General features: G+C 68.0%; 22 protein-coding genes, 1 tRNA gene and 1 rRNA gene. 23 read left to right on the top strand and 1 reads right to left on the bottom strand.

What is annotated here, in order from left to right; all coding sequences use genetic code 11:
• Nucleotides 1–277 precede the first annotated feature (277 nt).
• The 20 genes from rrf (at nt 278) to E3O57_RS02205 (ending at nt 23244) form a co-directional block, all read left to right on the top strand.
• Nucleotides 278–394: ribosomal RNA gene (rrf, locus tag E3O57_RS02110) — 5S ribosomal RNA — on the top strand.
• Nucleotides 395–497: 103 nt separating this feature from the next.
• Nucleotides 498–2477 (top strand): primosomal protein, encoded by a 1980-nt coding sequence (locus E3O57_RS19025; RefSeq protein WP_174776299.1) that lies wholly within the window; start codon nt 498–500, stop codon nt 2475–2477.
• A complete protein-coding gene (locus E3O57_RS02120; RefSeq protein WP_103478977.1) occupies nt 2413–3495 on the top strand; it encodes an HAD-IIA family hydrolase in 1083 nt (360 codons plus the stop codon). Before E3O57_RS19025 ends, E3O57_RS02120 begins: the two co-directional genes overlap by 65 nt.
• Nucleotides 3496–3505: 10 nt before the next feature.
• Nucleotides 3506–3772, top strand: a complete 267-nt coding sequence (locus tag E3O57_RS02125; protein ID WP_133159739.1) for a hypothetical protein — start codon at nt 3506–3508, stop codon at nt 3770–3772.
• Nucleotides 3769–4716: a TlyA family RNA methyltransferase gene (locus E3O57_RS02130; protein WP_241990266.1), complete on the top strand. Its 948-nt coding sequence runs from the start codon at nt 3769–3771 to the stop codon at nt 4714–4716. Before E3O57_RS02125 ends, E3O57_RS02130 begins: the two co-directional genes overlap by 4 nt.
• A gap of 5 nt (nt 4717–4721) precedes the next feature.
• Nucleotides 4722–5642, top strand: coding sequence for an NAD kinase (locus E3O57_RS02135; RefSeq protein ID WP_088455761.1), 921 nt, complete (start codon nt 4722–4724; stop codon nt 5640–5642).
• 9 nt (nt 5643–5651) lie between these two features.
• On the top strand, nt 5652–7373 hold the full coding sequence (recN, locus tag E3O57_RS02140; protein ID WP_103478978.1) for a DNA repair protein RecN: 1722 nt from the start codon (nt 5652–5654) through the stop codon (nt 7371–7373).
• Nucleotides 7374–7423: 50 nt separating this feature from the next.
• On the top strand, nt 7424–9079 hold the full coding sequence (locus E3O57_RS02145; RefSeq protein ID WP_133159760.1) for a CTP synthase: 1656 nt from the start codon (nt 7424–7426) through the stop codon (nt 9077–9079).
• Complete coding sequence (locus E3O57_RS02150; RefSeq protein ID WP_103478979.1) at nt 9072–9746, top strand: NUDIX hydrolase; 675 nt, start codon at nt 9072–9074, stop codon at nt 9744–9746. Before E3O57_RS02145 ends, E3O57_RS02150 begins: the two co-directional genes overlap by 8 nt.
• Nucleotides 9743–10660, top strand: coding sequence for a site-specific tyrosine recombinase XerD (gene xerD / locus E3O57_RS02155; RefSeq protein WP_241990267.1), 918 nt, complete (start codon nt 9743–9745; stop codon nt 10658–10660). The genes E3O57_RS02150 and xerD overlap by 4 nt, the downstream gene beginning before the upstream one ends.
• Nucleotides 10661–10790: 130 nt before the next feature.
• On the top strand, nt 10791–12026 hold the full coding sequence (locus tag E3O57_RS02160; protein ID WP_198416784.1) for a low temperature requirement protein A: 1236 nt from the start codon (nt 10791–10793) through the stop codon (nt 12024–12026).
• 108 nt (nt 12027–12134) lie between these two features.
• Nucleotides 12135–13022 (top strand): ParA family protein, encoded by an 888-nt coding sequence (locus tag E3O57_RS02165; RefSeq protein ID WP_088455765.1) that lies wholly within the window; start codon nt 12135–12137, stop codon nt 13020–13022.
• An 85-nt stretch (nt 13023–13107) separates the two neighbouring features.
• A complete protein-coding gene (locus tag E3O57_RS02170; RefSeq protein WP_241990301.1) occupies nt 13108–13911 on the top strand; it encodes a ScpA family protein in 804 nt (267 codons plus the stop codon).
• Nucleotides 13901–14536: an SMC-Scp complex subunit ScpB gene (scpB, locus tag E3O57_RS02175; protein WP_103478980.1), complete on the top strand. Its 636-nt coding sequence runs from the start codon at nt 13901–13903 to the stop codon at nt 14534–14536. The genes E3O57_RS02170 and scpB overlap by 11 nt, the downstream gene beginning before the upstream one ends.
• Nucleotides 14533–15351 carry a pseudouridine synthase gene (locus E3O57_RS02180; protein WP_103478981.1) on the top strand — a complete coding sequence of 273 codons (819 nt, stop codon included), beginning with the start codon at nt 14533–14535 and terminating at the stop codon, nt 15349–15351. Before scpB ends, E3O57_RS02180 begins: the two co-directional genes overlap by 4 nt.
• A 49-nt stretch (nt 15352–15400) precedes the next feature.
• The gene (locus E3O57_RS02185) at nt 15401–16483 is read left to right on the top strand and encodes a prephenate dehydrogenase (protein WP_241990268.1); all 1083 of its coding nucleotides are present in this window, start codon (nt 15401–15403) and stop codon (nt 16481–16483) included.
• Between the two features lie 4 nt (nt 16484–16487).
• A complete protein-coding gene (gene cmk / locus E3O57_RS02190; RefSeq protein ID WP_088455768.1) occupies nt 16488–17174 on the top strand; it encodes a (d)CMP kinase in 687 nt (228 codons plus the stop codon).
• The gene (der, locus tag E3O57_RS02195) at nt 17167–18687 is read left to right on the top strand and encodes a ribosome biogenesis GTPase Der (protein WP_088455769.1); all 1521 of its coding nucleotides are present in this window, start codon (nt 17167–17169) and stop codon (nt 18685–18687) included. Before cmk ends, der begins: the two co-directional genes overlap by 8 nt.
• A gap of 625 nt (nt 18688–19312) precedes the next feature.
• Nucleotides 19313–21637: a glycosyltransferase family 2 protein gene (locus tag E3O57_RS02200; protein ID WP_103478982.1), complete on the top strand. Its 2325-nt coding sequence runs from the start codon at nt 19313–19315 to the stop codon at nt 21635–21637.
• Nucleotides 21634–23244 carry a chitinase gene (locus E3O57_RS02205; RefSeq protein ID WP_103478983.1) on the top strand — a complete coding sequence of 537 codons (1611 nt, stop codon included), beginning with the start codon at nt 21634–21636 and terminating at the stop codon, nt 23242–23244. Before E3O57_RS02200 ends, E3O57_RS02205 begins: the two co-directional genes overlap by 4 nt.
• Nucleotides 23245–23345: 101 nt before the next feature.
• On the opposite strand, the gene E3O57_RS02210 is transcribed toward E3O57_RS02205, so the two are convergent.
• Nucleotides 23346–23816 carry a hypothetical protein gene (locus E3O57_RS02210; RefSeq protein ID WP_103478984.1) on the bottom strand — a complete coding sequence of 157 codons (471 nt, stop codon included), beginning with the start codon at nt 23814–23816 and terminating at the stop codon, nt 23346–23348.
• Nucleotides 23817–24177: 361 nt separating this feature from the next.
• Between E3O57_RS02210 and E3O57_RS02215 the strand changes: the two genes are divergently transcribed.
• The 3 genes from E3O57_RS02215 to E3O57_RS02225 all read left to right on the top strand — a co-directional run bounded on the left by E3O57_RS02215 (nt 24178) and on the right by E3O57_RS02225 (nt 25881).
• Nucleotides 24178–24254: transfer RNA gene (locus E3O57_RS02215), tRNA-Pro, on the top strand.
• A 178-nt stretch (nt 24255–24432) separates the two neighbouring features.
• Complete coding sequence (locus E3O57_RS02220; RefSeq protein ID WP_241990269.1) at nt 24433–24687, top strand: AlpA family transcriptional regulator; 255 nt, start codon at nt 24433–24435, stop codon at nt 24685–24687.
• Nucleotides 24688–24693: 6 nt separating this feature from the next.
• The gene (locus E3O57_RS02225; RefSeq protein WP_103478985.1) at nt 24694–25881 is read left to right on the top strand and encodes a tyrosine-type recombinase/integrase; all 1188 of its coding nucleotides are present in this window, start codon (nt 24694–24696) and stop codon (nt 25879–25881) included.
• Nucleotides 25882–26247 lie beyond the last annotated feature (366 nt).

The following is a 26247-nucleotide window of genomic DNA, read 5'->3' on the forward strand; positions in this document are numbered from 1 at the left end:
GCAGGGGGGACCCTGTGGGAGAGTAGGACACCGCCGGACTTAACTTAGAAACACACAGAAAAGCCACCCCACCGGGGTGGCTTTTCTGCGTTTAACCCCCACCCACCCTGGTTCCGCGAACTGTGAGAAAAGCATCAGGATGCGCGAGTTTTCGGTGCCTAACTCACGGCTCGCGGAGGCGGCCAGCCGTGATGTCCTGTAGACTAGAGCAATCGAAGCTTGATGGTTCGAAACGACTTGATGGCCGGCACCTTGGTGTCGGGGCATCGCACATTGTTTCGGCGGCCATAGCAAGAGGGAAACGCCCGGTCACATTCCGAACCCGGAAGCTAAGACTCTTTGCGCCGATGGTACTGCAGGGGGGACCCTGTGGGAGAGTAGGACACCGCCGGACTTAACTTAGTCAAAATGGCCACCCATTCGGGTGGCCATTTTGCCGTTAACGTACGCTGGAGAAGTAGTCCGGTACGTATAGCCACACCTACAGGAGATAAACAGTGACCCCCACGGAACGCAACGGGAACGACGCACGCGACAACGGGAGCGGCGATCGTCGCACCGGCGGCTACCAGGGTGGTCGCGGAGGGTCGGACCGACCCAACCAGGACGGCGCCCGCCCGCCGTACCGCGGCAACTCCGACCGCCCGCAGCGCGACGGAGACCGGCCGCCGTACCGTGGCAACACCGGCGGAAATGACCGTCCCCAGCGTGATGGCGATCGCCCTCCGTACCGTGGCAACTCCGACCGTCCGCAGGGCGGGGAGCGTGCACCGTACCGGGGTAACTCTGACCGTCCGCAGCGCGACGGCGACCGCCCTCCCTACCGCGGGAACAGCGACCGCCCGGCGTACCAGGGCAACTCCGACCGCCCGCAGCGCGATGGCGACCGTCCTCCGTACCGGGGCAACAGCGACCGTCCGGCATACAAGGGCAACTCGGACCGCCCGCAGCGCGATGGCGACCGTCCTCCCTACCGCGGCAACAGCGACCGCCCGGCATATAACTCGGACCGTCCGGCGTACAAGGGCAACTCGGACCGCCCGCAGCGCGATGGCGACCGTCCTCCCTACCGCGGCAACAGCGACCGCCCCGCGTACAACTCGGACCGTCCGGCATACAAGGGCAACTCCGACCGTCCGCAGCGTGACGGCGACCGTCCGGCGTACAAGGGCAACAGCGATCGTCCCGCGTACAACTCGGACCGTCCGGCATACAAGGGCAACTCCGACCGTCCGCAGCGTGACGGCGACCGTCCGGCGTACAAGGGCAACAGCGACCGTCCCGCGTACAAGGGCAATTCCGACCGTCCGCAGCGCGACGGAGACCGTCCCGCGTACAAGGGCAACAGCGACCGTCCCGCGTACAAGGGCAATTCCGACCGTCCCCAGCGCGACACCGAGAACAAGCCGTGGCTGAAGGACAGCGCCCGCGGCGGCTCGCCGACCCGCGCCGGAGCTCCCCGCGACTCCGGCAAGAAGCTGTGGACCCGCGAAGGCGCCCCCGCCCGCGGTGACCGCGACGCCCGCGTCGTCGAAGAGGAGATGACCGAAGAGCAGCGCATGCAGCGCGAGCTGCGTTCGGTGCGCCCGCGTCACGACGACCCCGAGCTGCCCGACGACATCACGTCCGAGGACCTCGACCGCATCGCCCGCAATGAGCTCAAGACCCTCACCAAAGACAACGCGGAAGCCGTGGGCCGTCACCTGGCCATGGCCGCCCGGGTCATCGAGGAAGACCCGGAGCTGGCGCACCGCCACGTCATGAGCGCCGCGCGTCGCGCCGGCCGCATCGCCGTGGTGCGCGAGAGCCTGGCCATCACGGCCTACGCCACCGGCGACTTCGCCCTGGCGTTGCGTGAACTCCGCACCTACCGCCGTATCTCGGGCTCCAACGCCCAGCTGCCGCTGATGGTGGACAGCGAACGCGGCGTGGGCCGCCCCGACCGCGCCCTCGAGCTGGGCCGTTCGGTGGACCGCTCCACCCTGCCCGCCGGCGTGCAGGTGGCCCTGGCCATCGCCATGTCCGGCGCCCGTCTCGACCTGGGGGAGACCGAGGCCGCGCTGAGCGAGCTCGAAATCGCCCAGCTCGACCCCAAGACCGCGTTCTCCTACAGCTCGGAGCTGTTCGCCGCCTACGCCGAGGTTCTCGAAGAACTCGGCCGCACCGACGAGGCCGACGTCTGGAACGAACGTGCCTCCCGCGCGGACGCCGCTCTGAACGGCGACGTCGACGAGACCATCGAGATCGTCGAACTCGACGAAGAATTCGATGAAGACGAGGACGAGGACGCCGACCAGGACGAGGACGAGTCCGATCAGGACAACGCCGACACACCCGACGAACTCGAGACCGCCGACGACACCATCACCATCTCAGACACCGAAACTGACACCGAGGACGCTGCTTCATCCGATGACGAATCACACGACGACGCCAAGGGTGTGGACGAAGATCCTGAAACGACGCCCGTTGACTGAGCCGGCCACACCCCTGGCCGGTATCGACGTGGTCCTGGCCGACCTCGACGGTGTCGTCTACGCCGGCCCACACGCCATCCCGTACGCGATCGACGGCCTCAACAAGGCCGCTGAAAGCATCCGGGTGGGCTACATCACCAACAACGCATCACGCACGGATGCATCCGTGGCCGGCCACCTGACCGACCTCGGCCTCACCGTGGCGCCATCCGACGTCGTCACTTCGCCCCAGGCAGCCATGCGGCTGCTCGTGGAGCAGGTGCCGGCCGGATCGCGGATCCTGGTGGTGGGCGGCGACGGTCTCGTCGACGAACTGCAGAAGCACGGCTTTGAGGTGACCCGGTCCGCCGAGGATTCCCCGGCCGCCGTGGTGCAGGGCTTCGCTCCCGACGTGGGCTGGACCCAGCTGGCCGAGGCCAGCTTTGCGCTGAACGCCGGCGTGACCCAGGACGGCGACTACCCGGGCATTCCGTGGATCGCGACGAACACCGACTGGACCATTCCGCAGGCCCGCGGCATCGCCCCGGGCAACGGCACCCTGGTCTCCGCGGTGCACACCGCGGTCGGGCGTCTGCCGCTCGTGGCCGGCAAGCCGGAGATCCCGATCTTCCTCGAGGCCATCAAACGCTTCGATGCCACCGCTCCGCTGTTCATCGGCGACCGGCTCGACACCGACATTCTCGGCGCCAACCGCGCCGGGATGCCGTCGGTGCTCGTGCTCACCGGCATCGACAAGGCCAAGCAGGCTCTGGCGGCCGGCCCCACGGAGCGTCCGACGTTCATCCTCGAGGACCTGCGCCAGTTGCACGAGCCCTACCCCGTGACGGTCTTCTCCAAGGACAAGTCCCAGGTCACGGTCGACGGCGCCAGCGTGCGCATCCACGGCGCCGACGTGGAGATCATGGCCGTCGGCGACGACGGAATCAACCTGTTGCGGGCCGCCTGCGCCGTGATCTGGGCGTCCGGCCGACCGATCTACGGCCTCAACGTTCCGGAGAGTCTCTATCTCGGACGGTAGCCTAGGAGGCGTGAGTGCAGACGGAGTAGATGCGGCCGGGCCGCCCAGTGCGCCGACCCCGGGTCGCCCGGGGCCGCGCCCGACGCCGTCTGCACCAGCGCCCGCGCCTACCGACGACGCACCCGCCCCGCCCGTGCTGGACGGTGACCTCGAGGCCCGCATCACGGCCGCGGAGGCGCTGCCGCTCGAGGACCGGGCCACGGCGTATCTCCAGCTGCACGACAGTCTGCGCGACCACCTCGAAGGTGGCGACGTGCCCCGATCGAAGGCCGAATGACCACCTCCAGCACGCCAGAGCCAGACCCCGAGATGGGGACCCAGCACGAGGACGCGCCGGAGCCGAGACGGTCGGCGCCACAGCCCACCAGCGTGCCGATCAGCACGCCACCGGCGCCCGCCGCTGAACCCACGGTTTCACCCACGGGGGAGCAGCGCCTGGATTCGGCGCTGTTCGAACGGGGCTTGGTGCGATCGCGCACCGTCGCCGCCCGGCTCATCACCGAGGGCCTGGTCACCGTGGACGGCAGCCCTGTCGTCAAGGCATCCGCCAAGGTGCGCGAGAGCCAGGTCATCGCCGTGGCCCCCACCGACCACTACGTGAGCCGCGGAGCGCACAAGCTCGTTGCCGCGCTCGACGCGTTCGACCTGCCGGTCACCGGCCGCACCGCGATGGATGCCGGTGCCTCCACCGGCGGCTTCAGCCAGGTGCTGCTCGAACGCGACATCGCCCGGATCATCGCCGTCGACGTGGGCCACGGCCAGCTGTCGCCGACCATCAAGGCCGACCAGCGGGTGACGCTCGTCGAGGGCTTCAACCTGCGCTACGCCACCGCGGAGTCCATCGCGGGAGCCTCCGGCATCCCCGAGCAACCCGACCTCGTCGTCGGCGACCTCTCGTTCATCTCCCTCACCACGGTGCTGCCGGCCCTGGTCGCCACCGCCGCCGAGGGCGCCGACTTCGTGCTGCTGATCAAACCCCAATTCGAGGTCGGTCGCGGCGGCATCCGGGAGGGTGTCGTGCACAACGCCGGCCTTCGCGCCGACGCCATCGCCGGTGTGCTCTGGGCCGCCTGGGACCTGGGGCTCGGCGTGAACGGCCTGATCGCGTCGCCGATCGCCGGGGCCGCAGGCAACCACGAGTATCTCGTGTGGCTGAGACGTGCAACCGGAACTAATCCGACAGAATGGATCGATCGGATAACCATCCTGGTGGGAGCGTGACGCGCATGACCGCAACGCCACGACACATCCTCGTCGTCGCCCACACCGGCCGTCAGGACTCTCTCGAAGCCGCGGCCACCGTGTGCGAACAGCTGATCGCCGCCGGCGCCGTACCGGTGCTGGCCGCCGAGGAACGCGCCGACCTGCTGGCGTCCTGCCCGCAACTGAACGGCAGCACCGCCGTGCTCGGCGAGACCGTGCAGGCCACCGACCTGGAACTCGTGATCGTGCTCGGCGGCGACGGCACCATCCTGCGCGCCGCTGAGATCGTGCGCGGCTGCTCCGCGCCGCTGCTGGGCATCAACCTGGGCCACGTGGGATTCCTGGCCGAAAGCGAACGCGACGACCTCGGCGAGGCCGTGCGTCGCGCCCTGCTGCGCGACTACCTCGTGGAGGAGCGCATGACGCTCTCGGTGCGGGTGAAGGTGGACCACGAGGTGGTCTACGAAACTTGGGCGCTCAACGAGGCCACCGTCGAAAAGGCCAGCAGGCAGCGGATGATCGAGGTCATCATCGAGGTCGACGGCCGCCCGCTGTCCGCCTTCGGCTGCGACGGCGTGGTGCTGTCCACCCCCACCGGGTCGACCGCCTACTCGTTCTCCGCCGGGGGACCCATCGTCTGGCCGAGCCTGGATGCCCTGCTGCTCGTGCCGCTGAGCGCCCATGCCCTGTTCGCCCGCCCCCTCGTCGTCGGACCGGACTCCTCCCTCGCCGTGGAAATCCTCGCCCGCGGCGACAGCACCGCAGTGCTCTGCGCCGATGGCCGTCGCGTGCATGATCTGCCGCCCGGCGCCCGGGTGGTCGTGCGACGCTCACCGGTTCCGGTACGTCTCGCCCGGCTGCACAGCGGCCCGTTCACCGACCGGCTGGTGAACAAGTTCAACCTGCCCATCACGGGCTGGCGGGGCCCGGTCGGACGTGAGTGAGGTGACCGCATGATCGAAGAACTCGTCATCCGCGACCTCGGCGTGATCAAGGAAGCCACCCTGCCGCTCGGCCCCGGCTTCACCGCCATCACCGGCGAGACCGGCGCGGGCAAGACCATGGTCGTCACCGCGCTCGGCCTGCTGCTGGGCGAGCGCGCCGACCCGGGCACCGTGCGCGCCGGCCAACCGCAGAGCTGGGTGGAGGGCCGCTGGCTGATCGCCCCCGACGGGCCCGTCGCCCAGCGGGTGCGGGACGCCGGGGGAGACCTCGACGGCCCCGAGCTGCTGCTCAGCCGTTCGGTGTCGGCCGAAGGCCGCAGCCGCGCCGTCGTCGGCGGCCGCAGCGCCCCCGCCGGGGTGCTCGGCGACCTCGGCGGTGACCTCGTCGTCGTGCACGGCCAGTCCGACCAGGTGCGCCTGCGGTCCACCTCCGCGCAGCGCGGGGCGCTGGACCGGTTCGCCGGCCCCGAACTCACCGAAGCCCTCACGGCCTTCCAGCACGTCTACCACCGCTGGCACGCCAACCAAGCCGAACTCGACCTGCTCATCGCCGAGCAGGACCGCCGGGCCCGAGAAGCCGAAGACCTGCGCTTGCGGATCGCCGAGATCGAGCTCGCCGCCCCGCAGCGCGGCGAAGACGGCGAACTCGCCAATCGTGCCGAACGGCTCGGCAACCTCGAAGAACTCCGGCTGGCCGCCGCCTCGTCTCGCGAACTGCTCTCGGCCGAGGAATCCACCGACGACACGCCCGATGTCGTCGCCCTGCTCGAATCCGCCCGCCGCCAGCTGGACCGGGCCGCCGCACACGACCCGGTGCTGCCGCCGCTGGCCGAGGCCCTCGCCAACGCCGGCTTCATCGTCGCCGACATCGCCGCACAACTCTCCAGCTACCTCGCCGGCCTGGACGCCGACGGCGCCAGGGAACTCGAGGTGGTGCAGGAGCGCCGCGCCGAGCTGAGCGTGCTCTCGCGCAAGTTCGTCGGCGGCCTCGACGAGGCCATCGACTTCCTCGACACCGGCAGCAGCCGCCTGCTCGAGCTCGACAGCGACTCCGACCGGATCGACGCCCTGCGCGCCGACACGACCGCCGACCGCGACCTCGTGCAGCGGCTCGCCGAGGCGCTCACCGGCATCCGCACCACCGCGGCCGCCGCGCTCGGCGCCGCCGTCACCACCGAACTGGCCGCGTTGGCCATGCCGGACGCCCGCCTGGTGGTGGAGATCGACCGGCTGGACGAGGTCTCGGTGACCGGCCACGACCTGGTGCGCATCATGTTGCAGCCCCACGCGGGCGCCGAGCCGCGGGCACTGGCGCGCGGCGCATCCGGGGGCGAGCTGTCGCGGGTGATGCTGGCCATCGAGGTCGTCATCAACGCCACCGACCCTGTGCCCACCTTCGTCTTCGACGAGGTCGACGCCGGAGTGGGCGGCGCGGCCGCGATCGAGATCGGCCGGCGACTCGCCCGACTCGCTGAAACCGCCCAGGTGATCGTGGTCACCCACCTCGCCCAGGTGGCGGCGTTCGCCGGCAACCACCTCAGCGTCGTCAAGGACAGCCACGGCTCGGTCACCGCGAGCAGCGTACGCCAGCTCACCGGCGACGACAGGGCCGCCGAGATGGCCCGGCTGCTCTCCGGACTGCCCGACTCCGCCAGCGGCCTCGAGCACGCTCGCGAGCTCATTGAACTTGCCCACTCAACTCGCTCCAACGGAGAGGCCCCAGCTAGGTGATAGGATCGAAGCCCGTGGTGAACATTACAAACGCGGACAATTCAGACGGCATTGCGAAGCACATTTTTGTGACCGGTGGTGTCGTTTCTTCATTGGGTAAAGGCCTGACGGCGGCAAGCCTCGGCAACCTCCTGACTGCTCGCGGCGTACGCGTCGTCATGCAGAAGCTGGACCCCTACCTCAACGTCGACCCGGGCACGATGAACCCGTTCCAGCACGGTGAAGTCTTCGTCACCGACGACGGCTCGGAGACCGACCTCGACATCGGCCACTACGAGCGCTTCCTCGACATCAACCTCACCCAGGCGGCGAACGTCACCACCGGTCAGGTCTACTCACAGGTCATCGCCCGCGAACGCCGCGGCGAGTACCTCGGCGACACCGTCCAGGTCATCCCGCACATCACCGACGAGATCAAGCGACGGATGCGCCTGCAGGCCAGCGACGAGCCGCGCCCCGACGTCATCATCACCGAGGTCGGCGGCACCGTCGGCGACATCGAGTCGCAGCCCTTCATCGAGGCCGCCCGCCAGGTGCGCCACGAGCTGGGCCGCAAGAACGTCTTCTTCGTGCACGTGTCGCTGGTGCCGTTCATGGCCGCCTCCGGTGAGCAGAAGACCAAGCCCACCCAGCACTCCGTCGCAGCGCTCCGCTCCCTCGGTATCCAGCCGGATGCCCTGGTGCTGCGCAGCGACCGCCCCGTCTCCGAATCCAACAAGCGCAAGATCGCGCTGATGTGCGATGTCGAAGAGGACGCCGTCGTCAACTGCGTCGACGTGCCCAGCATCTACGAGATCCCCGCCGTGCTGCACGAGCAGGGCCTGGACAAGTACATCACCGACGCCCTGAGCCTGCCGGTCAAGGACGTGGACTGGACCGCCTGGCAGCGCGTGCTCGACGCCGTGCGCGAGCCCAAGCACGAGGTCACCATCGGCCTGGTCGGCAAGTACATCGACCTGCCCGACGCGTACCTCTCGGTGACCGAGGCGCTGCGCGCCGGCGGATTCGCCCAGCAGACCAAGGTCAAGCTCGAGTGGATCGCCTCCGACACCTGCGAGACGCCCGAAGGCGCCGCGGCGATGCTCGCCGAGTTCGACGGCATCTGCGTGCCCGGCGGCTTCGGCGTGCGCGGCATCGAGGGCAAGCTCGGCGCCCTCAAGTTCGCCCGCGAGAACGCCATCCCCGTGCTCGGCCTGTGCCTGGGCCTGCAGTGCATGGTCATCGAATACGCCCGCAACAAGGCCGGCCTCGAAGGCGCCTCGTCGAGCGAGTTCGAGCCCGAGACCGAGTTCCCCGTGATCGCGACAATGGAAGAGCAGGTCGAGATCATCGCCGGCGGCGACCTGGGCGGCACCATGCGCCTCGGCCTGTACCCGGCCAACCTCGCCGACGGATCCATCGTTGCCGAGCTCTACGGCGCCCCGGTCGCCTCCGAGCGTCACCGTCACCGCTACGAGGTGAACAACAACTACCGCGCCCAGATCGCCGAGGCCGGCCTGTGGTTCTCCGGCACCTCGCCCGACGGCCACCTCGTCGAGTACGTGGAGCTGCCCCGCGCCGAGCACCCGTTCTACGTGGGCACCCAGGCCCACCCCGAACTGCGCTCACGCCCCAGCCACGCGCACCCGCTGTTCGTCGGCCTGATCGGTGCGGCCCTGGACCGCCAGCAGGCCAGCCGCCTGTTCGAGGTCAAGGAAGATGCCTGAGACCCTCGCCGCCCGCGCCGAAGCCGACGCGTTGCTGCCCCGCATCGAGGATGAGCCGGCACCGACCGCGCTGACCTCCAGTGCGGTGCGGTTCGACGGTCACGTGTGGAACATCCGCCAGGACGCGTTCGACTACAACGGCGCCGAGATCGTGCGCGAGTACGTCGACCACCCCGGTGCGGTCGCGATTCTCGCCCTCGACGACCAGGACCGGGTGCTGCTGATCCAGCAGTACCGGCACCCGGTGCGGATGCGGGAGTGGGAGTTGCCCGCCGGGCTGCTCGACGTCGACGGCGAACACGCCCTCATCGGCGCCCAGCGCGAGCTGGCCGAGGAGACCGACGTCGTCGCATCCGAGTGGAATGTGCTCACCGAGTTCTACACGTCCCCGGGCGGCAGCAACGAAGTGATCCGCATCTACCTGGCCCGCGGCCTGTCGCCGGCCACCGAGGCCTTCGACCGCACCGACGAGGAAGCCGACATGGTCACCCGCTGGGTGTCCCTGGACGACGCCGTCGACGCCGCACTGGAACGCCGGGTGCAGAACCCGTCGCTCGTCGTCGGTGTGCTGGCTGCCGCCGCCTCCCGCTCTCGCGGCTGGGCGTCGTTGGCGCCGGCCGACCTGCCCTGGCCGCGGCATCCGAACAACTGGGACCACACGGTGTGACCGGCCCCGCGCTCGTCGAGCCGGCCGTGCACTCGTACTTGCGGCATGTCTCGATTGAACGTGGGCTTTCGGCCAACACCGTCGCCGCCTACCGGCGCGACCTGGTGATCTACGCCGGCTGGCTCATGGATGCCGAGATCACCGATCTGCGCGCCGTGACCGGGCCGCAGGTGAGCGCGTTCGTGCAGCACCTGGGCAGTCGCACTGAATCGCCGTTGACCGCGGCCTCCGTCGCGCGGATCTTAAGCACCGTGCGCGGCTTCCACCGGTTCCTGCTCGAGGAATCCCTGGTGGACGTGGACGTGGCGCACGAGACCAAACCGCCCAAGCTCGGCCTGCGGCTGCCCAAGGCCATCTCGATCGAGCAGGTGAACGCGCTGCTGGCCGCGACCGACGGGGAGGAACTGCAGCAGCTGCGCGACAAGGCGCTGCTCGAACTGCTCTACGCCACCGGGGCGCGGGTGTCCGAGGTGGTCAACCTCAACGTGGACGACATGCTCGAGGAAGACGTGGTGCGGCTCACCGGCAAGGGCAACAAGCAGCGCATCGTTCCCGTCGGCAGCTTCGCCCGGGCCGCCGTGGACGCGTACCTGGTGCGGGCCCGACCGGTGCTGTCGGCGCGGGGTAGGGCCACCCCGGCGCTGTTCCTCGGCGTACGCGGGCACCGGGTGAGCCGGCAGAACGCCTGGTTGATCATCCGCGCCGCCGCCGAACGCGCCGAGCTGGGTGTCGAGGTGTCGCCGCACACGCTGCGGCACTCCTTCGCCACCCACCTGCTCTCCGGCGGCGCCGACGTGCGCGTGGTGCAGGAGCTGCTCGGCCACTCGTCGGTGGCCACCACCCAGATCTACACCCTCGTCACCATCGACACCCTCCGAGACGTGTACACCACGGCGCATCCCCGCGCCCGCTGACCTGCGCCGCCCGCCGGCCATCCAGCCGTAACTGTGCCTGTTCCGGACAAATGGTCCCGGCACGCCGGGACCATTTGTCCGCACGGGCAATAGTTGCGGATGGGTGGGGCGCATCAGTGACAATGGGGGAGTGACCCGTACCTCAACACCACCGCCCGCACCGACGCCGGCCGGCCGCTTCGGCATCCGCCGCAATCTGCTGCGGCCCGAGGACTCCACCAGCTCCGACCGGGTCACCTACGTCGAGTTGTTCTTCGACCTGATCTTCGTCTTCGCGCTCACCCAGCTCTCCCGCTACCTCTACGAGAACCAGTCCTGGGAGGGTGCCCTCGAGTCGGCGATGCTGGTGCTCGCGCTCTGGTGGGTGTGGGTCTACACGACCTGGGTGACCAACTGGCTCGACCCGGCCAAGCTGCCCGTGCGCGGCGTGGTGCTGGGCCTGTCGTTGGTGGGCTTCGTGGTGAGCGTCTCGATCTACGAGTCGTTCGGTGACCGCGGCATCGTCTTCGCGCTGGCCTACTCGGTGCTGCAACTGGGCCGCACGGCCTTCATGGTGCTCGCCGTGGCGCGGCACGATGCCGAGCTGCGCCGCACCTTCGTTCGGATCCTGATCTGGCTGGCTCTATCGAGCGTGTTCTGGATCGTCGGCGCGCTGCTGCCGTTGCAGTACCGGCTGCCGCTCTGGCTGATCGCCCTGGCCATCGAGTACCTCTCCGCCGGGGTCGGCTTCCGGGTGCCGGGACTCGGCGCGTCCGGCATCGACCAATGGAACCTCTCCGGCCCGCACATCGCCGAGCGCAGTGCCCTGTTCGTGATCATCGCACTGGGCGAATCGCTGCTGGTGACCGGATTCGCGTTCGTCGCGAAGGAATCTTCGGCGGCGAGCATCCTGGGCATGCTGCTCGCGTTCGGCGCGACGGTGGCGATGTGGTGGCTGTACTTCGACCACAGCGAACGCGCCGGCGCCAAGGCCATCGCCGCCGCCGCGGAGCCCGGCCGCATCGCCCGGCTCGCGTACACCTACGTGCACGCCGTGATCATCGCCGGCATCGTGCTCACCTCGGTGGCCGACAAAGAGGTGCTCACGCATCCCCATGCGGAGATGACCCTGTCCACCGCGGTGGTCCTGGTGGGCGGGCCGGCGCTCTACGTGCTGGGGATGCTGCTGTTCCGGCTCGTCGTGGCGCGGGAGCTGCTCGTGTCGTACCTGGTGGGCATCGGGGCGCTGCTGGTTGCGTTCGGCGCGGCCTTCGAGCTCACCCCGCTGCAGCTGGGCTCGGTGACCACCGGGGTGCTCGTGCTCGTGGCCGGCTGGGAGACCGTGGTGCGGGTGCGCCGGGGCACCGACGACAAGAAGGCCGGCTGACTCAGCCGGCGAGGCAGCTGGCGGCACACCGGGGAATCTGGCCGGGCTGGGCCTCTCGGCTCGGTAGAATCAACCAAGTGAACTGCATGACGGATCGAGGACAGCCCAGTGGCGCGTAGAACGGATAGCCGGACGCAGCTTCCCGGACTCGAGGAACCACCCACCGGTGCAACCGGTCGCCCGCTGCAGGTGTTCGATGAGCCCGCCCCGCTGAAAAGTCACGGCCCGGCGCGCATCGTCTCGCTGTGCAACCAGAAGGGCGGCGTCGGCAAGACGACGACCACCATCAACCTGGGAGCGGCACTGGCCGGCTACGGCCGCCGGGTGCTCGCCATCGACTTCGACCCGCAGGGCGCCCTGTCGGCCGGTCTCGGCGTGCCCACGCACGACGTCACCACCATCTACGACCTGCTCCTGAGCGGCTCCAAGGATCCCAAGGAAGCCATCCAGCAGACCTCCGTCGTGGGTCTGGACATCATCCCGGCCAACATCGACCTTTCCGCCGCGGAGGTGCACCTCGTCAACGAGGTCGCCCGCGAGCAGATTCTCGCCCGGGTGCTGCGCAAGGTCTCCAACGACTACGACGTGATCCTCATCGACTGCCAGCCGTCGCTGGGCATCCTCACCGTCAACGCCCTCACCGCCAGCCACGGCGTGCTGATCCCGCTGGAGTGCGAGTTCTTCGCCCTGCGCGGAGTGGCGCTGCTCATCGAAACCATCGACAAGGTGCGTGACCGGCTCAACCCGGCCATCGAACTCGACGGCATCCTGGCCACCATGTACGACTCCCGCACCCTGCACTCGCGCGAGGTACTCGAACGGGTCGTCGACGCGTTCGGCGACCGGGTGCTCGACACCGTCATCGGCCGCACCGTCAAATTCCCGGATGCCAGTGTCGCGGGGGTGCCGATCACCGAGTTCGCTCCGGAACACGCCGCCGCCAAGGCCTACAAGCAGGCGGCGCGGGAACTGATCCAGCGTGGCGCGGTCGCCTAAGCGCACCTCGGCCGCTCCGGCCCGCGTCGCGGCGACCACCGCCACGACCAACACCCGCACGGCCGGCACCGGCACGCTCGAGTCCATCGGCGACGCCGGCACACCCGCGCCCGGCTTCTCCGTGGCGCTGCAGAACTTCGAGGGACCGTTCGACCTGCTGCTCTCGTTGATCGGCAAGCACGAACTCGACATCACCGAGATCTCGCTGAGCCGGGTCACCGACGAATTCATCTCCTACCTGCGCGGGCTCGACGCCGCCGAGGAGCTCGACCAGGCCACCGAGTTCCTCGTCGTGGCCGCCACCCTGCTCGACCTCAAACTGGTCGGTCTGCTGCCGCAGGGCGAACTGGTGGATGCCGAGGACGTGGCGCTGCTCGAGGCACGCGACCTGCTCTTCGCCCGGCTGTTGCAGTACCGGGCGTTCAAGACCGCGTCGGAGTGGTTCCTCGAACGCCTCGAATACGAGGCCACCCGCCATGTGCGCTCGGTTCGGCTCGAGGAGAAATACCGCACGACCACGCCGGAGCTCGTGTGGACGTTGTCGCTGGGCGACTTCGGCGCGCTAGCGGCGTTGGCGCTCACGCCGCGGGAGCTGCCGACCGTGGGGCTGGAGCATTTGCACGCGCCGCTGGTCAGCATCCGGGAGCAGGCGGCGATCGTAGTGGCGATGCTGCGGGCCAACCGAAGCCTGACGTTTCGGGAGCTGATCGTGGACTGCGCCGAGAAGGGCCTCGTGATCGCCCGTTTTCTGGCCGTGCTGGAGCTGTACCGGCACGGGGCTCTGACCTTCGACCAGCTCGAACCGCTGGGCGAGCTCAGTTTGCACTGGGATGCCGAGGGCTGGTCGGATGACAATCTTGCGAACCTTGGAGGCGATTATGAGTCTTGATGCCAGTGTGACGACCCTTGATGAGGTCTCGACAGGCTCGACCGACGGGAATCGCTCGAACGGCGGCGGGGGAGCGGTGGCCATTGAGCGGCGGCTCGAGGCGATTTTGATGGTGGCGGATGAGCCGCAGAGCCTGGTGCACCTGGCCACCGCGGTCGCGCATCCGCTCGTGGACGTGCGGGAGGCCATCCTGCGGCTGGTCGCCGACTTCGACGGGGTCGACGGCACCGTGCGGCGCGGCTTCGAACTACGCGAGGTGGCCGGCGGCTGGCGCATCTACGTTCGCGCAGAGCACGACCCGGTGGTGGCCGATTTTGTGCTCACCCAAAATCCCAGCCGGCTCTCCCAGGCCGCCCTGGAGACCCTCGCGGTGATCGCGTACAAGCAACCGATCAGCCGCGGCGCGGTAGCCTCGATTCGGGCCGTTAACGTCGACTCGGTCGTGCGCACCCTCCTGGGCCGCGGATTGATCACCGAGGCCTTCACCGATAGCGAGACCGGCGCGATCAATTACGCCACCACCGACCTGCTGCTCACCCAGCTGGGAATCAACTCGCTCGACGAGTTGCCACTAATTTCGCCGTTGCTCGCCGACGGTGCGAACGGATTCGAGGATCTACCATGACCGACCACAACGACGGCTACACCGACACCAGCAGCACCAACCCGGACTTCGCCACCAACCCCGAGGCTGCCGCCGACGGCATCCGCCTGCAGAAGGTGCTCTCCGCCGCGGGCGTCGCCTCCCGCCGGGTCAGCGAAGAAATGATCAGCTCCGGTCGGGTGCGGGTCAACGGCAAGGTCGTCACCGAACTCGGCCGCCGCGTGCACCCCGAGACCGACAAGATCGCCGTGGACAACGTCGCCGTGCAGCTGGACACCAGCCGCCGCTACGTGATGCTGAACAAGCCCGTCGGCGTGGTCTCCTCCATGCAGGACGAGAGCGGCCGGCCGGACCTGCGCCAGTTCACGCAAGGGTACGAGGAACGCCTCTTCAACGTGGGCCGCCTCGACGCCGCCACCAGCGGCCTGCTCATCCTCACCAACGACGGCGACCTCGCCCACGTGCTCGCGCACCCCTCCTTCGGCGTCGCCAAGACCTACATCGCAAAGGTCGAGGGCCGCGTCTCGGCGCAGACCATCGGCAAGCTGCAGAGTGGTATCGAGCTGGAGGACGGCCCCATTGCCGCCGACAAGGCCCGCATCCTCACCAGCCCTCCCGGCGACGGCTTCACCCTGGTGGAGCTCACCCTGCACTCCGGCCGCAACCGCATCGTGCGGCGGATGATGGACGCCGTCGGCCACCCCGTCGTGGACCTGGTGCGCCGCCAGTTCGGCCCGCTGCAGCTGGGCACCCTCCGCTCCGGCGCCGTGCGCGACCTCACTAAGGTGGAACTCGGTCAGCTGCTCACGGTGTCCCGCGCCGAAGTGCAGAAGTAACCCGCAGCATCCGTTTCACCCTGTCACCCGCGCAAGTTTGGAGCCGAACGTGGTCGAGTCTCGCCTGATCGGGCCGGTGCGTGTCGTCGGCGCCGGGTTGTTGGGAACCAGCATCGGCCTGGGCCTGAGCGCCCGGGGCATCGACGTGATCCTCGCCGACGCGTCGCCGACCAACCTGTCACTGGCCATCGACTACGGCGCCGGCCGCGCCGCCACGCCCGCCGACGCGCCCCAGCTGATCGTGGTGTGTGTGCCGCCCGACGTGACCGCCGACATCGTCGCCCGTGAACTCGACGCCTTCCCTGACGCGATCGTGACGGATGTGGCCAGCGTCAAGCTGGCCCCGCTGACTGAGCTGCGCGCCCGCGGCGCCGACACGTCCCGCTACATCGGCTCGCACCCGCTCGCCGGCCGGGAGCGCGGCGGACCGCTCGCCGGCCGCGCCGACCTGTTCATCGGCCGGCCCTGGGTGGTCGCCGCGCACGACGACATCAGCTACCAGCGCGCCACCGCGATCGACGACCTGATCCTCGACCTCGGCGCCACCCTGGTGGAGATGACCCCGGAAGAGCACGACAAGGGTGTCGCCCTGGTCTCGCACGTGCCCCAGGTGGTGGCCACCCTGATGGCCCGCCGCCTCACCGACGCGCCCGCCTCCGCGCTGAACCTCGCCGGGCAGGGCCTGCGGGACGTCACCCGCGTCGCCGCGAGCGACCCCGAACTGTGGGTGCAGATCCTCGGTGCCAACCCCGCGCCGGTACGCGAGATCCTGCTCGCGCTGCGCGACGACCTGGACCGGTTCATCGGCGCCCTCGCCGACCCATCCGCCCCCGGCGCTCGCCGCCAGGTGGCCGAGGAGATCGCCGGCGGCAACGCCGGCGTGGCCCGGCTGCCCGGCAAGCACGGCCAGGACCGCCGTTACGCCAGCCTCACCGTGATGGTCGACGACACCCCCGGCCAGCTCGCCCGCCTGTTCAACGAAATCGGCGAGGCCGGCGTCAACCTCGAGGACCTGCGCCTCGAACACTCCCCGGGAGCCCAGATCGGGCTCGCCGAGATCAGCATCCTCCCCGAGGCGGTCAGCCGCCTCACCACTGAGCTGGCCGCACGCGGCTGGCGGATTGTCGGTTAGACATTTGAGTAAGCACTCCTACCCCCTGTTCGTCGCGATCGACGGGCCTGCCGGCAGCGGCAAGTCCAGCGTCAGCCGAGCCGTGGCCCGCCGCCTCGGCTACGGCTACCTCGACACCGGCGCCGCCTACCGGGCGCTGGCCTGGTTGGTCATCGACCAGGAGGTTGACCCGCAGAACTCCGCCGCGGTCAGCGCACTGCTGCCCAGCTTCGACTACACGATCGGCACCGAACCGGATGCCTACTTCGTGCGGGTGGGGGAGACCGACGTCACCGACGCCATCCGTGAACCGCAGATCTCGGCCGCAGTCAGCGCAATCGCCCGGGTCCCCGCGGTGCGCAGCCACCTGACCGAGCTGTTCCGCCGCATCGCCCGGGCGGTTCCGCAGCCCGGCGTGGTGGTCGAGGGCCGCGACATCACCACCGTCGTCGCACCCGAGGCCGAGGTCCGCATTCTACTCACAGCAACCGAAGAGGCTAGAATGGCTAGGCGCTCTGCGGAAATATCAACCCAATCGGCCCACACCGTGGCGGAACAGCTGCGATCGAGGGATCGCGCCGACTCCCAGGTAGTGGAATTCATGAGCGCCGCAGACGGTGTGACCACCGTCGACTCCACCCATCTCGACTTCGACCAGACCATTGACGCGGTTGTAGAGGTCATCAATACCGCGAGGAACTCGCATGACTAATCAATTCGACGACACGACGATCCCCGAACTCGACCCGGAAATCGCATCGCGCCTGACCGACCTCGACGAGGACGACGCCCTGATCACTCAGCGCGCCACCGCGCTGCGCACCGGCCTGAACGAATACGACCTTGACGACGAGGACTTCGACGTCCTCGACTCGGTCTCCGATGACCCCGACGCGATCCAGTACCTGCCGGCCCTGCCGGTCATCGCGATCGTCGGCCGCCCCAACGTGGGCAAGTCCGCGCTCGTGAACCGCATCCTCGGCCGCCGCGAGGCCGTCGTGGAGGACACCCCCGGCGTGACCCGCGACCGGGTCACCTACAAGGGTGAATGGCACGAACGCCGCTTCAGCCTCGTCGACACCGGCGGCTGGGAGCCCGACGCCAAGGGCATCGACGCGTCCGTGGCCATGCAGGCCGAACTGGCCATCGAGCTGTGCGACGTTGTCATGTTCGTCGTGGACTCCAACGTGGGCCCGACCTCCACCGACGAGGCCGTCGTCAAGCTGCTGCGTCGCAGCGGCAAGCCGGTCTTCCTCATCGCCAACAAGGTCGACGACATCCGCCAGGAGCCCGAAGCGGCCAGCCTGTGGGCGCTCGGCCTCGGCCAGCCCTGGCCGGTCTCCGCGCTGCACGGCCGCGGCGTCGCCGACCTGCTCGACGCGATCCTCGAGAAGCTCCCCGAGATCTCCAACGTCGCCAAGCAGGAAGTGGGCGGCCCGCGCCGCGTCGCCATCCTGGGACGCCCGAACGTGGGCAAGTCCAGCCTGCTGAACAAGGTCGTCGGCGAAGAGCGTGTTGTTGTCAACGCGCTGGCCGGCACCACCCGCGACCCGGTCGACGAGCAGGTTGAGCTCGGCGGCAAGGTCTGGCGCTTCGTCGACACCGCCGGCATCCGTCGTCGCGTGCACCTCTCTCAGGGCGCCGATTTCTACGCGTCGCTGCGCACCAGCGCGGCCCTGGAAAAGGCCGAAGTGGCCGTGGTGCTCATCGACGTCACCGAGGTCATCAGCGAGCAGGACGTGCGCGTCATCGACCTGGTTCTCGAGTCCGGCCGTGCGCTGGTGCTCGCGTTCAACAAGTGGGACCAGATCGACGACGACCGTCGCCGCTACCTGGAACGTGAGATCGAGCAGGACCTGGCCCACGTGGCTTGGGCCCCGCGCGTGAACATCTCGGCCAAGACCGGCCGTCACATGGAGAAGCTGGTTCCGGCCCTCGAGCTCGCGCTCGAGTCGTGGGACACCCGCGTTGCCACCGGCAAGTTCAACGCCTTCCTCGCCGAGCTGGCCGCGGAGCACCCGCACCCGGTGCGCAGTGGCAAGCAGCCGCGCATCCTGTTCGGCACCCAGGCCTCCAGCCGCCCGCCGACCTTCGTGATCTTCACCACCGGGTTCCTTGACCCGGGTTACCGCCGGTTCATCCAGCGTCGTCTGCGTGAGGTCTACGGCTTCGCCGGCAGCCCGATCAACATCAGCATGCGGGTGCGCGAGAAGCGCAAGCGCTAACCCGACCGCCGGCTCACCGGCAGGTTCGATCAGGCCGCGTGCCGCCATCTTCGGATGCCGGCACGCGGCTTTTTCGTGCCGCGGAATCGACGCACGGTTGGCGCAAGTTTTGCTCAAGGGCTGCCCAAGGACAGCGCAACTAGAGCGAGCTGATCCCAGAGCTGGCGCGGAAATGGTTACCTGAACCCGCAAGCTGAGGTTGAAGGTGCCCCCAAACGAGGGGGTTTCCTGCACTCGTGAAATTGTCTTAGGTTCTAAGTGCTGGCAGAACCCACCCGGTTCCACCGGCATCACCAAGTCAACGAGCCTCATCCGGCCCGTCATCCACACCTGCGTGCTCCACTTCGACGTGACTCAGAACTTCGGGCTCACGCCCAGGTTCGACCGCATCATCCGCAGCATCCGCCGGCCCCGAAACCTGCGGAAGACTCGCCAGCTTGCGGCCTCTCGAGCTTCCTGTTCCCCCTCAGCCGTCCGCTTCCTAGAGCGGCGCTGGGTACACCACGTAGCCCTTCCGACATTTCCGTGTCCCTGCATTTCGTTGACACCTGGTCTAAACGAGAACCCGAACTCTCGACCGCTGATCCAGCGAGATCCCTGGCCCTATTCCAAGGATGAATTCACTGTGCCCTCGAAGTCCCTCGCTTCGCCTGCCCGCAAACGCCAACTCGGCGCCGAACGCAGCACCCAGCCCCTTCCCATCGTTCACGACATCCCCAGCGACGCCAAAATCATCTGGGGTCGACTCGCCATCATCAGCACTGTGCTGGCTTGGCTCGCGTACGTCATCTACACGATCCTGCGCCAGTTCCTCAACCACGGCGCCGAGAGCTTTCGGTTCACCACCGAGGCCGTCTCCTACGTGATCGTGGTGACCTTCCTCACCTTCTCCGCGCTGCTGTACCTGGTAGCTCGGCAGGGTGCACTGCAACGGTTCCGCGACCACGTGCGGGTACCCCGTGCCGAACTCGACGGCCACTTCGCCAACCACCAGGGCTCACTTACCGTGCTGGTGCCCTCTTACAGCGAGGAATACGGTGTGGTGCGGGCAACTCTGTGGTCGGCCGCGTTGCAGGAGTATCCCGATCTGCGCATCGTGCTGCTGCTTGACGACCCGCCGCACCCGACCGACCCGGCCGTCGCCGCCCAGCTGCGGTCCTCACGCAGCATCGCCCGGGACATCGAACTGGCCCTGGCGGTACCGAAGAACCGGTTCGCTGAAGAGCTCTTGATCTGCGAGATCGAATTGACTGACGACGAACAGCCCACGCAGCGTGCCGTGCAACGCCTTGCCGACAGCTACCAGTGGGCTGCCCGCTGGTTGCAGGCGATGGCTTCCGCCGAGACCATCGATGACCACGTCGATACTTTCTTCGTGGAGCAGGTGCTCGGTGGCCTTGCCGCAGAACTCTCCCTCACCGGCGCGGCGCTGACCGCGGCCGCGCGGGAGGGCACCGCCCCGAGCGCCGCCCGGATGCTGGAGCTGCACCGCCGGTTGCTCTGGACCTTCTCCGCCGAGCTGGACACCTTCGAGCGCAAACTGTTCTCGTCGTTGTCACACGAGGCCAACAAGGCGATGAACCTCAACGCGTACATCGGTCTGATGGGTCGCCGATTCCAGCGCGAGGAGGGGCCGGACGGCACCATCCTGCGCCCGGTCGCCGACGATGCGCCGGCGAACTATGTGGTGCGCGACTCCGAGTACCTGCTCACTCTCGACGCCGACTCGCTGTTGCTGCGGGACTACTGCCTGCGCCTGGTCTACTTCCTCGAGCAGCCCGCCAACGCCAAGGTCGCTGTCACCCAGACGCCGTATTCGTCGTTCCGCGGCGCCCCCACCCGCATTGAGCGGCTCGCCGGTGCCTCCACCGATATCCAGCACATCCTGCACCAGGGTCTCTCGCATTACGGCGCCACTTTCTGGGTGGGCGCCAATGCCGTGATCCGCAAGGTAGCCCTGGAGGACATCGTCGAGGTGGAAACCGTGGGTGGCTTCGAAATTCGCCGCTACGTGCAGGACCGTACCGTGATCGAGGACACCGAGTCGAGCATCGACCTGGGCACCCATGGCTGGTCGCTGACGAACTACCCCGAGCGACTCAGCTACAGCGCCACCCCGCCCGACTTCGGTTCTCTCATCGTGCAGCGTCGCCGCTGGGCCAACGGCGGACTGCTGATCCTGCCCAAGCTCTGGCGCCAGCTGCGCGAGCGCCGCCGCCAGGGGCATCCGATCAGCGTGATCGAACTGGCGCTACGGGTGAACTACATGGCCAGCATCGCCTGGTCCAGCTTCGGGCTGATCTTCCTGCTGGCCTACCCGTACGACAGTAGGCTGCTCAGCCCCGTCGTGGTCCTCGCCGCTGTGCCGTATTTCCTCGCGATGGGCAGCGACCTCCGCTCGTGCGGTTACAAGTTCAGCGACATCCTGCGCATCTACGGCTTCAACCTGATCCTGCTGCCGGTGAACCTCGCAGGCGTGCTCAAGTCGATGCAGCAGGCCGTGACAAGCAAGAAGATTCCGTTTGCCCGCACCCCCAAGGTGCGCAACCGTACGGCCGCCCCGCTGCTGTTCGTGGCGGTGCCGTACGTGATCGTCGCGTTCTCCGCGCTCACACTGTGGCGGGATGTGTCGCAAGGGAACTGGGGCAACGCCTTGTTCGCCGGGTTTAACGCTCTGCTGGCCATCTTCGCGATTGTTGCCTACATCGGTCTCTGGAACTCGATCGTGGATGTCTGGCTGGGCTTGACCCAGTGGATGTTCGTCGAACGCGCCCCCCGACGTAGTGTCGCCGCCGAGGCGCCGCAACCGCTGGAGCCCGTTTTGGACTGGCGGGCGGTGATCTATCACGGCCACGCTGTCGGCGAACTGCCCAGCGACGTCGAAGTGATCACCGGACCGTTCGTGAACCAGCCCGCGTCCAAGCGCGCCAAGCAGGGAGCACTCAAATGAGCGCCGTAGACCCTGGCACACCGGTGCCCGCCGCCCGCGCGACCATCTCCGCGGTCGATGCGCCGCACCGCCGTCTCTCGGTGGTACGGGTGCTGCTCGGCGTCGTGCTCGTCGTGGCGTTGTCCAGCGGCGGTTACCTCGGCTGGCAGTGGTGGGGTTCGGCGCAGGCCGCCGAGGCCTACGACCCCTGGTTCGCCGGCTACGTCGACGTGACCGCCACCCCCACCTACGACTTCGAGGCGTCGGCCGACCAGGCCGGCAGCGACGTGGTGCTCTCATTCATCGTTGCTGACGCCGAGGAGCCTTGCACGCCCAGCTGGGGCACCTATTTCACCCTCGACGAGGCTGCGGACGAGCTGGACCTCGATCGCCGCCTGGCCCGGGTGACCCAGCTCGACGGTCAGGTCATCGTCTCCTTCGGCGGCCTGCTCAACACCGAACTGGGCACCGGCTGCACCGACACCAAGAAGCTCACCGCCGCCTACGCCGCGGTGCTCGATCGGTACGACGTGACCACCATTGACCTCGATCTCGAGGGTGACAACCTCACCGACAGTGCGGCGGCCAAACGCCGGGCAACCGCGCTCGCCGACCTGCAGGCCGACCGCCGCTCCGACGGCGCGGACCTTGCGGTGTGGCTGACCCTGCCTGTGGGCACCTTCGGCCTCACCGAAGACGGCACCGACGCGGTCACCGCCATGCTCGACGCCAAGGTAGACCTGGCCGGGGTGAACCTGATGACCATGGACTACGGCAGTAGCAAGGACGCCGGCGAGACCATGGCCGAGGCATCCATTCGCGCCGTCACGGCCGCGCACCGTCAGATCAGCACCCTGTACAGCCGGGCCGGTACCGAGCTGACGGATGCCACGGTGTGGTCGAAGATCGGCATGACGCCCATGGCCGGTCAGAACGACGTGCCCGACGAGGTCTTCGACCTCGACGACGCTCGCGCCGTGAACACGTTCGCGCGGGAACAGAAGATCGGCCGGATGTCGTTGTGGTCGCTCAACCGGGACACCACCTGCGGATCGAACTACGCCGACCTCACCCGGGTGTCGGACTCTTGCAGCGGCATCGACCAGGGCGATGAGAAGTTCGTGGACGTGCTGGGCAAGGGCTTCACCGGCCGCCCCGTTCACGCGGCGGCGTCGGTGACCACCGACGAGGCCAAGGAGATCGCGTCGATCGTCGACGACCCCGACACCAGCCCGTACTCGATCTGGGCGGAGGAATCCTCCTACCTCGAGGGCACCAAGGTGGTCTGGCACAAGAACGTCTACCAGACCAAGTGGTGGACGCGCGGTGACCTGCCCGACAACCCGGTGCTCAACGAGTGGGAGACACCCTGGGTGCTGATCGGCCCGGTGATGCCGGGGGAGACCCCGATCCCCAAGCCCACCCTGCCCGCCGGCACGTACCCCACCTGGGACGGCACCGCCATCTACGAGAAGGGCGCCCTGATCCTCTTCGATGGGGTTCCCTACGAGAGTAAATGGTGGAATCAGGGCGAGAGCCCGGATGCCGCGGCCGCGGACCCGGACGGTTCACCGTGGTCCGTGCTGCCCGACGCCGAGGTGCAGAAGCTCCTCGAAGCTCTTTCCTAACAAGTTTTTTGGGCGGGGGAGGCCCAAACATAGATATGCCCGGGGCGGTGGTTAGGGCACCGCCCCGGGCATTCCCACGTCAGCGCTTGCGCGCGGAGGAGCTAGCGATCGGTCTTGGGCTCGTCGGTGGGCTCGTCGCCCGAGGTGGTGTCGGCGGTGGGAGCCACAACGGTCGGCGCGGCAGCAGCCGGCGTCGTCACGGCAGTCTTCTCGTCGGTGTCGGAGGCGGAGTCGAAGTCGGTCTCATCGAAGTCGAAGTCCGGCTCCTCATCGATAGCGGCAGGCGCCACGACGGCGTTCTTGGCGATTGACCGGGACACGACCATGGCCGCGAGGGTGATGATGAAGCCCAGGATGCCGGTGCCGATCAGGGTGGCACCGAGACCGCTGCCGGACTGGGCGGAGAAGTACGCCACGTAGTCGGAGGACTGCGAGGTGTAGAACTCGGCCTGGGTGGCGTTGGAGGAGGTCAGGATCAGGTACCCCGCGGCGGTCACGACCACGTCGACCAGCCACAGCAGTGCCAAGACGAGATTGAACTTGGACAGGGGACGTGAGCTGTTCTGGGACATAACTTCCTTCGTTGTATGAGCGGCCGGTGACGACCTCGCGTCACGCTACGCACCATTCCTATGGACAACCTATGTGCGAGCAGGGAATCGTCGCCGCGCCCGCTGATCGAGCCCACCCGCTGACCGATCCCACGCGCTGACCGATCCCACGCGCTGACCGATCCCACGCGCTGACCGATCCTGTCGAGATCCGGTGCCCTGTCTCCGGTAGACACTACGTCGCTCTGCAACATTGTCAACCGCATTTCCCAGCACCCCGCGCCCAGATACACCCCAAAAGTGAACGCGAGCACTCCGCCGACGCGGTAAGCTATTCCAGTTGCCTCCGGTGGATGCCCATACGGGAATCTGTCGGGCACGGCGGGCTGTAGCGCAGCTTGGTAGCGCACCTGACTGGGGGTCAGGGGGTCGCAGGTTCAAATCCTGTCAGCCCGACCAAATGTCCCGGAAACTCAAGGGTTTCCGGGACTTTTTTGGTTAAGAGATTTGATTGTGTCATCACTACGTCATCACTTTCAGCCCATTTCCGCCGTTGAACCCGCCCTGTCGTGCGAGGCGCTGAGGTCGGTGTCGGTTCCTCCCGATCGTCCGGGATCGCCCGGCACACCTTCTGGGTATGAGCATTCACAACGAGAACCCCACCTCTCCATCCACCAACGACTGGGGCCTGGAGCCCCTGATGGACGTCCACGAGCTGGCGTCCTACCTGGGCATCCCGATCTCCACCGTCTACGACTGGCGGGTGCACGGCAAAGGCCCCGCCGCCTACCGGTTCGGCAAACACCTCAAGTTCGCCATCTCCGATGTGCGGGCCTGGATCGCCCAACAGCGCGAACCCACCAGCGAGCCCAGGCGCCCCGATCGGCGGTGAACTGAGATGCCTCGACAACGGTTGACCATCGGCACCTTCGGTGACATCACCACCCGAAAGCTACCGTCCGGCCGATTCGCGACGCGAACCCGCTACCGAGACTGGGACGGCCACGCGCGCCTCGTGCAGGCCAGCGGCGCCACCGCCAAGGCCGCCGAACGGGCGCTGAAGGCCAAGATCGCAGACCGGGACCTGTTCCAACCCGCCGACACGTCGCTCACGCCGGACAGCCTATTCAGTGACCTGGTGATCTACTGGTTAGAGGACATCGACCTGGAGGACCGGATCTCCCGGACCACTCGGAACCTGTACGAGCGCAACATGCGCACCCTCGTCTCACCCGCCTTCGACCACCTCGCCCTGCGGGAGATCGGTGTGGCCCGGTGCGACAAGTTCATCAAGCAGCTCGCGAAGATTTCCTACAACCGCGCCAAGCAGGCCCGGGTGGTGCTGCGTCTCGCCCTCGAGCTGGCGGTGCGGCACGAAGTCCTGCCGCGGAACCCCATGGACCACGTCTCCCGCCTCCACCGCGAGCCGCACATCCCCGCTGCGCTCATGGCTCCCGAGGTGAATGTGATCCGTGCGGCGATCGCCCAGTGGGAGAGCGCCGTAGACCACATATCCGGCCCCAAACCGGACGGCCAGCTTGGCGCGATCATCGAGGTGATGCTCGGCACCTCGGCCCGGATCGGCGAGGTACTGGCCATCCGCCGCCGAGACGTCGACATCACCAGCCCCGTGCCCTCGATCCGCCTGGCCGGCACCATCGTCAGCCGAAAGGGGGAGCAGACCCTCCGGCAGGACCACCCCAAAACCGCCAAGTCCACCCGCGTCGTCGCCATCCCCACCTTCACCTCCGACGCGGTCCGCCGGCGGCTCGCCAAGGTCGGGAGCATGGGCCTGGATGACCTGCTGTTCCAGTCCCGGGACGGCACCCCGCTGACCACCGGGAACGTGCGCCGGCAGCTGCGGCAGGTGCTCGAGGGTGCGGGCATCAACGGGGTGACCCCGCACATGTTCCGCCGCACCGTCGCGACCGCGGTGAACACGAACGCCAGCGTCGAACTGGCCGCAGAACTGCTCGGCCACACCGACACCAGGGTCACGATCATGCACTACATCCAACGCAGCGAACTGGTGAACCCGGCCACCGCCGCACTGCTCGACCGGGCATTCCCAAGAGATGAAGACTGAACACGGTGCTGCCGATTCGGCAGCACCGTGCCATCTGGGGATTCGCCGCCTCGAACTGAAGCTGCGGCCCGAACGCCCCTGCTGTCCTGACCGGACAGTCGCAATGAATGTCAACTCGTCACGGTGCCGCCACCGCGGCGGCACCGTGCCATCTGGGCTTTTGTCCTTCGGCAGGGAATCCTCGCCTCGGACGGTCGCACTCATCGACTGGCGTTGGCGAGAGATGACCACCGTTCGCGGTTGTGCCACCGTGGCACCACCGTCCCATCTGGAGTTTTACGGAAAGCCCGGGAATCAGGTCGTCGATGCAAACGTGTGGACCCTCCAGGATCTACCTTCCATTTTGCGCCGAGGATCGAGCGTTTG

This window comes from Cryobacterium sp. TMN-39-2, assembly GCF_004402745.1.
GTDB lineage: Bacteria > Actinomycetota > Actinomycetes > Actinomycetales > Microbacteriaceae > Cryobacterium > Cryobacterium zongtaii.

Bases quoted from the DNA above. Each gene is read 5' to 3' on its own strand.
- E3O57_RS02120 (WP_103478977.1), top strand. From the start codon at position 2,413: ATGACGAATCACACGACGACGCCAAGGGTGTGGACGAAGATCCTGAAA.
- E3O57_RS02130 (WP_241990266.1), top strand. From the start codon at position 3,769: ATGACCACCTCCAGCACGCCAGAGCCAGACCCCGAGATGGGGACCCAG.
- E3O57_RS02135 (WP_088455761.1), top strand. From the start codon at position 4,722: ATGACCGCAACGCCACGACACATCCTCGTCGTCGCCCACACCGGCCGT.
- recN (WP_103478978.1), top strand. From the start codon at position 5,652: ATGATCGAAGAACTCGTCATCCGCGACCTCGGCGTGATCAAGGAAGCC.
- E3O57_RS02150 (WP_103478979.1), top strand. From the start codon at position 9,072: ATGCCTGAGACCCTCGCCGCCCGCGCCGAAGCCGACGCGTTGCTGCCC.
- scpB (WP_103478980.1), top strand. From the start codon at position 13,901: ATGAGTCTTGATGCCAGTGTGACGACCCTTGATGAGGTCTCGACAGGC.
- E3O57_RS02180 (WP_103478981.1), top strand. From the start codon at position 14,533: ATGACCGACCACAACGACGGCTACACCGACACCAGCAGCACCAACCCG.
- der (WP_088455769.1), top strand. From the start codon at position 17,167: ATGACTAATCAATTCGACGACACGACGATCCCCGAACTCGACCCGGAA.
- E3O57_RS02205 (WP_103478983.1), top strand. From the start codon at position 21,634: ATGAGCGCCGTAGACCCTGGCACACCGGTGCCCGCCGCCCGCGCGACC.
- E3O57_RS02210 (WP_103478984.1), bottom strand. From the start codon at position 23,816: ATGTCCCAGAACAGCTCACGTCCCCTGTCCAAGTTCAATCTCGTCTTG.
- E3O57_RS02220 (WP_241990269.1), top strand. From the start codon at position 24,433: ATGAGCATTCACAACGAGAACCCCACCTCTCCATCCACCAACGACTGG.
- E3O57_RS02225 (WP_103478985.1), top strand. From the start codon at position 24,694: ATGCCTCGACAACGGTTGACCATCGGCACCTTCGGTGACATCACCACC.